The sequence below is a fragment of the Blastococcus sp. CT_GayMR20 genome (assembly GCF_004570345.1).
Genome location: NZ_SPQM01000018.1, coordinates 45,249 through 52,603, shown reverse-complemented (window position 1 = coordinate 52,603; position 7,355 = coordinate 45,249). Strand labels below are relative to the sequence as shown.

The following is a 7,355-nucleotide window of genomic DNA, read 5'->3' as shown; positions in this document are numbered from 1 at the left end:
GCCGACACCCCCGCCGCCGCCGACACCCCCGCCGCCGCCGACACCCCCGCCGCTGCCGCCCCCCTAGCTGTCCTCGTCGTTCCGGTCGAACGGGACGGCGGAGTAGGCGCGCAGCTTCTCCAGCGAGTGCAGGCTCTCGATCGACCGGATCGTCCCCGACCGCGAGCGCATGACCAGCGACTGGGTCGTGCAGCCGCCCGAGCGGTACTGCACGCCGCGCAGCAGCTCGCCGTCGGTGATCCCGGTGGCGACGAAGAAGACGTCACCGCGCACCAGGTCCTCGATGTGCAGCACGCGGTCGAGGTCGTGCCCGGCGTCGATGGCCTTCTGCCGCTCGTCGTCGTCCTTGGGCCAGAGCTTGCCCTGGAGCGCGCCGCCCATGCACTTGAGCGCGCAGGCGGCGATGATCCCCTCGGGAGTCCCACCGATGCCCAGCAACAGGTCGACGCCGGTGCCCTCGCGGGCGGCGGCGATCGCGCCGGCCACGTCGCCGTCGGTGATGAACTTGATGCGCGCGCCGGCCTCCCGGACCTCGTGCACGAGCTGCTCGTGCCGCGGGCGGTCGAGGATGCACACCGTGACGTCGCCGGGGGAGCTCTTCTTGGCCTTGGCGATGCGCTTGATGTTCTCGGCGACCGGGGCGGTGATGTCGACGACGTCCGCGGCGGCCGGGCCGGTCGCCAGCTTCTCCATGTAGAAGACCGCCGACGGGTCGTACATGGCCCCGCGGTCGGCGACCGCCATGACGGCGATCGCGTTGGGCATGCCCTTGGCCATGAGGGTCGTGCCGTCGATCGGGTCGACCGCGACGTCGCACTCCGGGCCCTGGCCGTCACCGACCTGCTCGCCGTTGTAGAGCATCGGCGCCTCGTCCTTCTCCCCCTCCCCGATGACGACGACGCCGTTCATGCTGACCGTGCCGATGAGGGCGCGCATGGCGTCCACGGCCGCCCCGTCACCGCCGTTCTTGTCACCGCGGCCCACCCACCGGCCCGCCGCCATCGCGGCGGCCTCGGTCACCCGGACCAGCTCGAGGGCGAGGTTGCGGTCGGGCGCCGGCCGGTCGGTGCTGAATCCGCGGCTCGTGGCACGGGGGCCTTCGGGGAGTGGCAGCGACACGGGACCTCCAGGGCGGGGCCCGGGACGGGGCCATGGGCGGCGAGGTGAGGGAGCGTGCCTGCGATCCTAGGTCCATGACCGGAGTCGGCCCGACGAGCCAGCGCCCACCCCAGCCCTCCGAGGAGGTGGTGGCTCCGGCCGCGCCGCCGTCCCCGGCGATCGAGCGGGCGAACCGGATGAACGCCGCGAACATGCTGCGGTCGCTGCTGCCGCTCGTGCTGATCTGCCTGGTCATCGTCGGCTGGGCGGCGTGGCGGCAGAGCGGGGACGCCGGCGTGCGCACGGTCGATCCGTCGACCACCGTGCAGCTGGCCGCGGCCCGGGCGGGCTATCCGGTGCCCGCGCCCGAGGGGCTGGCCGACGACTACCTGCCGACCTCGGCGCGGACCGATGCCGGCAATGCCGGCGAGGGCGATCCGGTGACGCTCGAGATCGGGTACCTGACGCCGTCGGAGGAGTTCGCGGGCTTCGTGGTCAGCGACGACCGGCGGGCCGAGCCGCTGGCCGCCATCCTGGACGGGGCGACCGAGGACGGCACGGCCGACATCGACGGGGAGACCTGGACGCGGCTGACGACGGACCGCGACGAGACCGCGCTCTCCCGGGAGGACGACGGGGTGACGGTGGTCGTCTACGGGTCCGCGTCCGACGAGGAACTCGAGGTCGTGGCGGCGGCGGTGGAGACCGTTACCGGCTGATCCGGAGCTGCGCCGATTAGGCGCTCGGGACGACGAATTGTGCTCTATATCACGACCTGATATCGGGTCGGTGCGCCGCGTGTCGACACGCGCTGTCTCGCGGGACTCTTCCGCCCCACCAGTCACGCGAGACACTCGCGCACCCCTCGAAGGAGACCCCATGGCACCTCGTGCGTCCTGCCCCGGCGGCGACCACCGGCCCCCGTCCACCGGCGGTTCGTGTGCCTGCGGGATGGTGACCAGGATCAAGAGCAGCAAGCCGGTACGGACCGTGATCAAGCCCATCGTGCCGCCGGACGTCCGCGACGCCCTCGCCCGCTGCCTCTACGACGGTCCCGGCGACCCGCTGGCCCCCGACGCCACCGACCCCCGCCCCGACGACATGCGCATGTCCGGCATCCTGCGGCGCCGTGCCGACCGGATGATCGCGGCGCTGGCCGCGGCCGGCCTGATGGTCACCGCGGACGGCGAGCTGAGCCGGGCGGCCTGAGCTCCGGGCGGACGACGCCGGTCAGGACCGGTCGGCGTCGTCCGCCGGGGCAGCGGCAGCCAGGCGCTCGCGCGCCCGGTCCAGCCAGTGCTGGCAGAGCGTGGCGAGCTCCTCGCCCCGCTCCCACAGGGCCAGGGACTCCTCCAACGTCAGCCCGCCCGCCTCGAGCCGGCGGACGACGTCGGCGAGCTCCTCACGGGCCTGCTCGTAGGTGGTCGTCGGCTCGGCGTCGGGTGTCGTCACGGTTCGTCATCCTCCCCGCCGCTCCTGCGGTCCACGCGCACCGGCACCCGCCCGCCGGCCACCCGGACGCGCAGCAGCTCGCCGTCGGACACCTCGGCCGGGTCACGGACCAGGGAGCCGTCGGCGCGCTGGACGACGGCGTAGCCACGCTCGAGCGTGGCGGCGGGCGAGAGGGCGGCGACGCGGGCGCGGGCGTGCTCGAGGTCCCTCTCGGCCCCCTCGACGCGGTGCACGAGCGTGCGGCGGGCGCGCGTGCGCAGCGCCATGACGTCGTCCACCCGCCCGTGCAGGATGCGGTCGGGGGAGGCGAGGACCGGCCGGCTGCGGACCGACTCGAGCCAGCGCTCCTGCTGCTCGACGCGGCCGGTGACCACGTGGCGGGCACGGGAGCGCAGGGCCTCGACCAGGCGCCGCTGCTCGCCGATCTCGGGCACGATGCGGTGCGCCGCGTCGGTGGGGGTGGCCGCGCGGACGTCGGCGACGTGGTCGACCAGCGTCGTGTCGGTCTCGTGCCCGACGGCGGTGACGACGGGCGTGCGGGTCGCCGCTATCGCGCGCACCAGCCCCTCGTCGGAGAACGGCAGCAGGTCCTCGACCGAGCCGCCGCCCCGGGCGATCACGATGACCTCGACGTCGGGGTGGGCGTCGAGCCGGCGGAGGCCCTCCATGACGTTGGCCGCCGCCTGCGGACCCTGGACGGCGCAGTTGTGCATCTCGAAGCGGACGGCGGGCCAGCGCCGGCGCGCGGTCACCAGGACGTCGCGCTCGGCGGCGCTGTCGCGGCCGGTGATCACGCCCACGACGGCGGGCGCGAACGGCAGCGGCCGCTTGCGGACGGCGTCGAAGAGCCCCTCGGCCGCCAGCAGCTGACGGATGCGCTCGATGCGGGCGAGCAGCTCACCGAGCCCGACCGCGCGGATCTCGGTGGCGCGCAGGGAGAAGGTGCCGCGCGCGACGTAGTAGTCGGGGCGGGCGCGCACGATCACCCGCGAGCCCTCCGCGAGCTCCAGCCCGGGCCGGTCGGCGACGTCGCGATGGCAGGTGACGTTGACCGACATGTCGGCGGCGGGGTCGCGCAGCGTGAGGAACACCGTGGCCGCACCCCCGCGGCGGGACAGCTGTGCCACCTGACCCTCCACCCACACCTCACCGAGGCGGCCGATCCAGTCAGCGATCTTGCGTGCCACCGTCCGGACCGGCCACGGGGCCTCGGGGGATGAGGGGGAGGTCACGCCTCCGAGCGTGCCATGCGCCGCTGACGCCTCAGGCGCCGCGCGGGGCGAGCGGGCTGGCGGCGACCGCCTGCTCCTCGAGCTTCTCCAGGCGGTTGCGCAGCATCCGCAGATACGGCTCCCGGGCGCGGGTGGCCTCCTCGTAGGTGAGGAGGTCCTGCACCGTGCTCAGCGCGTAACCACGGAGCCGGCCGCGCAGCTGGGCGACCGAGAAGCTGTCGTAGCCGTCGATCGGGGCGGTGCCGGCGGCCTGGGAGCCGGACAGCTCGCTGCCGCCCCCGGGGTCGTCGGTCGGCGCGGCCGAGGCCTCGCCGATCGCGTCGATCGCCGCGCCCTGCGCGATGGCGGCGTCCTCCTCGGCGGTGTCGCTCTCGCCGACGTCGGTCCGGACGCCGGTGGCGGCGGCGACGGGGCTGCCGCCCTCGTCGGTGGCGGTCGCGGGGCCGGCGTCGGTGTCGGTGTCCGTGGCGTCGGTGTCCGTGGCAGCGGGCGCGGCCTTCCTGGCGGCCCGCTTGCCGGGCGCGGCCTTCTTCACGGCCTTCTTCGCAGGCGTCGCCGGGGCCTGGTTCGCGTCGGCGTCGGTGACCTCGGGTGCGGCGATGCCCTCGTCGGTGACCGCGGCGTCGACGGTGGCCACGTCGCCGGCCGGGGTGAGCACGTCGACCGACGTCGAGACGTCGGCGGTCGGCTCCGCGTCCAGGGTGTCGGCCGCGGTGGCCGGCAGATCGTCGGAGGAGAGCAGTGCCGCCTCGAGCTCGGGGGAGTCCGCGTCGCTCACCGAGGGCGCGGTCTCGTCGAGACCCGGCGCCTGGTCGACCAGTTCGTCGATGGCGATCTCGTCGAGGATGTCCGCGGTGCCCGGCGACTCCTCGGCGAGCTGCTCGATCGACTGCCGGCCGTCCTCCACCTGGTCGGCGAGCTCGTCGATGACGGCCGTGACGGCGTCCGCGGGGGGATCGGCGGGGAGGGAGCCGACCTCGGGGTCGACGAGGGTGTCGGCGCTCGTCGGCTCGGCCGAGGCCCGGTCGAAGGCGGAGTCGCGGAAGCCGCCTCCCGCCGGTGTGTCGTCGACGTCGTCGTCGAAGGTCGCGAGACCCGGCTCGTCCTCACCGCGCAGCCCCGTGAAGAGCTCGTCGCCGCGGGCGACGAAACCGGCGTACTGCTGCTGCACCTTCATCGCCTGCTGCATCGCCAGTCCGATGAGGCGGACCGGCAGGCCAGGCAGCGTCTCGGGGAGCTTGCGTGCCTCGTCGACGACGGTGGCGGCCAGCCCGGCGGCGGCGCGGACGACTTCAGGAATCTCTCGGGCCATGACGCACAGCGTGCCCCACAACCAGCAGCCCGACACGCGATGTGTGCAGATCCACCCGGCCATGCCACACGGAAGCGTGGTGTGCGATCACACCGTCGGCAGACGGGCTCCTCCGCGTGACCCGCCTACCATGGAGGCATGGCTGATCAGCGCGGACGCGTCCTCCTGGCCGACCCCCGGGGGTACTGCGCCGGTGTCGACCGCGCGGTGGTCGCCGTCGAGCGGGCGCTGGAGATCCACGGCGCTCCCGTCTACGTCCGCAAGCAGATCGTCCACAACAAGCACGTGGTGGCCACGCTCGAGCGCCGCGGTGCGATCTTCGTGGAGGAGACCGACGAGGTGCCGGAGGGCTCCGTCGTCGTCTTCAGCGCGCACGGCGTCTCGCCGGCCGTGCACGACGAGGCGGCGGCGCGGCAGCTGCGCACGATCGACGCCACGTGCCCGCTGGTCACGAAGGTGCACCAGGAGGCGAAGCGCTTCGCCCGCGACGACTTCGACATCCTGCTGATCGGTCACCGCGGGCACGAGGAGGTCGAGGGCACCGCCGGTGAGGCGCCGTCCCACATCCAGCTCGTCGACGGCGCCGAGGACGTGGCGAACGTCCAGGTGCGCGATCCGGAGAAGGTCGTCTGGTTGTCGCAGACCACGCTGTCGGTGGACGAGACCCTCGCCACGGTCGACCAGCTGAAGAACCGCTTCCCCGGTCTGCAGTCCCCGCCGAGCGACGACATCTGCTACGCCACGCAGAACCGTCAGCAGGCGGTGAAGCAGATGGCCGCCGAATGCGACCTCGTCCTCGTCGTCGGCTCGACCAACTCGTCCAACTCCGTGCGCCTGGTCGAGGTGGCGCTGGAGGCCGGCGCCCGCGACTCGCACCTCGTCGACTTCGCCTCCGAGATCGACCCGGCGTGGCTCGACGGCGTCGGCACCGTCGGCGTCACCAGCGGGGCCTCGGTGCCCGAGATCCTGGTGAGCGAGGTGCTCGACTGGCTGGCCGAACGCGGTTACGCCGACGTCGGGACCGTCAAGGCCGCCGAGGAGCGACTGGTCTTCGCCCTGCCGCACGAGCTCCGTCGCGCCGAGCGCGCCGCGCAGGCCGACTGAGCTCCTAGCCGTCCGTCCCGTTCCGGGTCGCCGGCACGTCGTCGTCCTCGTCGGCATCGTCGGGGAGCGGCGGCTGCGCGGGGCGCAGGCTGCGCACGGTCGCCTCGACAGGTACGGGAGTCGGGACCGGGCTCTCGGCGATGCCGAGGTCGTCGAACCGCCGGGCTGCGGTCAGCACCGAGCTCTCGTAGGAGCCGACCGTCTCGTTGAAGCGCGTCATGGTCGTGCCGAGCGCTGCGCCCAGCCGCGTGAGGTGCCCGGACAACGTGCTGAGCCGGGCGTGCAGCCGGCGACCCACCTCGAGCACCTGGTCGGCGTCGCGGGCCAGCCGCTCCTGCCGCCACGAGTACGCGACGGTCCGCAGCAGGGCCAGCAGGGTGCTGGGCGTCGCGATGACGACGTCCTTGGCGAACCCGTGCTCCAGCAGGCCCGGCTCGGCCTCGAGCGCGGTCATGAGGAAGCCGTCGGACGGGACGAACAGCACGGTGAACGGTGCCGCGGGGCGGAAGGCCGTCGGATAGCGGCGGGCTGCCAGCGCGTCGACGTGGGCCCTCAGCTGCCGGGCGTGCATCGCGACCCGCTGGACGCGCACCGCCTCCTCCGTCGCCTGGACCGCCTCGATGTAGCCGGTGAAGGGCACCTTCGCGTCGACGACGACCTGTCGGCCGTCGGCGAGGGTGACCACGAGGTCGGGGCGCACGCCGGCGCCGGCGTCGTTCGTGCCCGAGGGCTGCTCCACGAAGTCGCAGTGCTCGACCAGACCGGCGACCTCGACGACCCGGCGGAGCTGCACCTCACCCCAGCGCCCCCGCACGTGCGGCGTGCGCAGCGCGGTCACCAGCGCCGCCGTCTCCTGCTTCAGCTGGGTGGACGCGCTGCCGACGGTGCCCATCTGCTCGCGCAGCTCGCCGTGCGCGGTGGCGCGGGCGCGCTCCATGCCGGCCAGCAGCCGGTGCAGGTGGTCGAGCGACTCGTGCACCGGCTCGAGCCCGTCGTCCGGCCGCCGGCGCGCCCCGAGCGCGACGACGCCCAGGGTCACGGCGGTGGCCAGGAGTGCACCGAGGAGGAGACCGGTGAGCAGGGAAGCGGCGTCCATGCTCGGCAGGGTGCCGGACGGGGGTGACAGTTCCCAGGAGAAGGCCCCCTGCGGGGTCCCG

At 74.0% G+C, this 7,355-nt stretch carries 8 protein-coding genes; 3 read left to right on the top strand and 5 right to left on the bottom strand.

From position 1 onward, the window contains the following. Positions 1 to 63: 63 nt before the first annotated feature. Positions 64 to 1,119 (bottom strand): class II fructose-bisphosphatase, encoded by a 1,056-nt coding sequence (gene glpX / locus E4P40_RS07195; protein WP_280790583.1) that lies wholly within the window; start codon positions 1,117 to 1,119, stop codon positions 64 to 66. Positions 1,120 to 1,193: 74 nt separating this feature from the next. Between glpX and E4P40_RS07190 the strand changes: the two genes are divergently transcribed. Together E4P40_RS07190 and E4P40_RS07185 are read left to right on the top strand one after the other, a co-directional pair. Further along, on the top strand, positions 1,194 to 1,817 hold the full coding sequence (locus tag E4P40_RS07190) for a DUF4245 domain-containing protein (RefSeq protein ID WP_135158101.1): 624 nt from the start codon (positions 1,194 to 1,196) through the stop codon (positions 1,815 to 1,817). 160 nt (positions 1,818 to 1,977) lie between these two features. Beyond that, positions 1,978 to 2,307, top strand: a complete 330-nt coding sequence (locus E4P40_RS07185; protein WP_135158102.1) for a hypothetical protein — start codon at positions 1,978 to 1,980, stop codon at positions 2,305 to 2,307. A gap of 21 nt (positions 2,308 to 2,328) precedes the next feature. Here the strand turns inward: E4P40_RS07185 and E4P40_RS07180 are convergent, their stop codons facing one another. The 3 genes from E4P40_RS07180 to E4P40_RS27960 are packed head-to-tail and all read right to left on the bottom strand — an operon-like array spanning position 2,329 to position 5,094. Further along, the gene (locus E4P40_RS07180) at positions 2,329 to 2,550 is read right to left on the bottom strand and encodes an exodeoxyribonuclease VII small subunit (RefSeq protein WP_135158103.1); all 222 of its coding nucleotides are present in this window, start codon (positions 2,548 to 2,550) and stop codon (positions 2,329 to 2,331) included. Further along, entirely contained in the window at positions 2,547 to 3,782 is a 1,236-nt protein-coding gene (gene xseA / locus E4P40_RS07175; RefSeq protein WP_135158104.1) for an exodeoxyribonuclease VII large subunit, read from the bottom strand. The genes E4P40_RS07180 and xseA overlap by 4 nt, the downstream gene beginning before the upstream one ends. 31 nt (positions 3,783 to 3,813) lie before the next feature. Beyond that, a complete protein-coding gene (locus tag E4P40_RS27960) occupies positions 3,814 to 5,094 on the bottom strand; it encodes a hypothetical protein (protein ID WP_167762135.1) in 1,281 nt (426 codons plus the stop codon). A gap of 138 nt (positions 5,095 to 5,232) precedes the next feature. Between E4P40_RS27960 and E4P40_RS07165 the strand changes: the two genes are divergently transcribed. Beyond that, entirely contained in the window at positions 5,233 to 6,198 is a 966-nt protein-coding gene (locus E4P40_RS07165; protein WP_135158105.1) for a 4-hydroxy-3-methylbut-2-enyl diphosphate reductase, read from the top strand. A gap of 4 nt (positions 6,199 to 6,202) precedes the next feature. Here the strand turns inward: E4P40_RS07165 and E4P40_RS07160 are convergent, their stop codons facing one another. Continuing rightward, positions 6,203 to 7,294 (bottom strand): DNA recombination protein RmuC, encoded by a 1,092-nt coding sequence (locus tag E4P40_RS07160; RefSeq protein ID WP_245160178.1) that lies wholly within the window; start codon positions 7,292 to 7,294, stop codon positions 6,203 to 6,205. Positions 7,295 to 7,355: the final 61 nt, after the last annotated feature.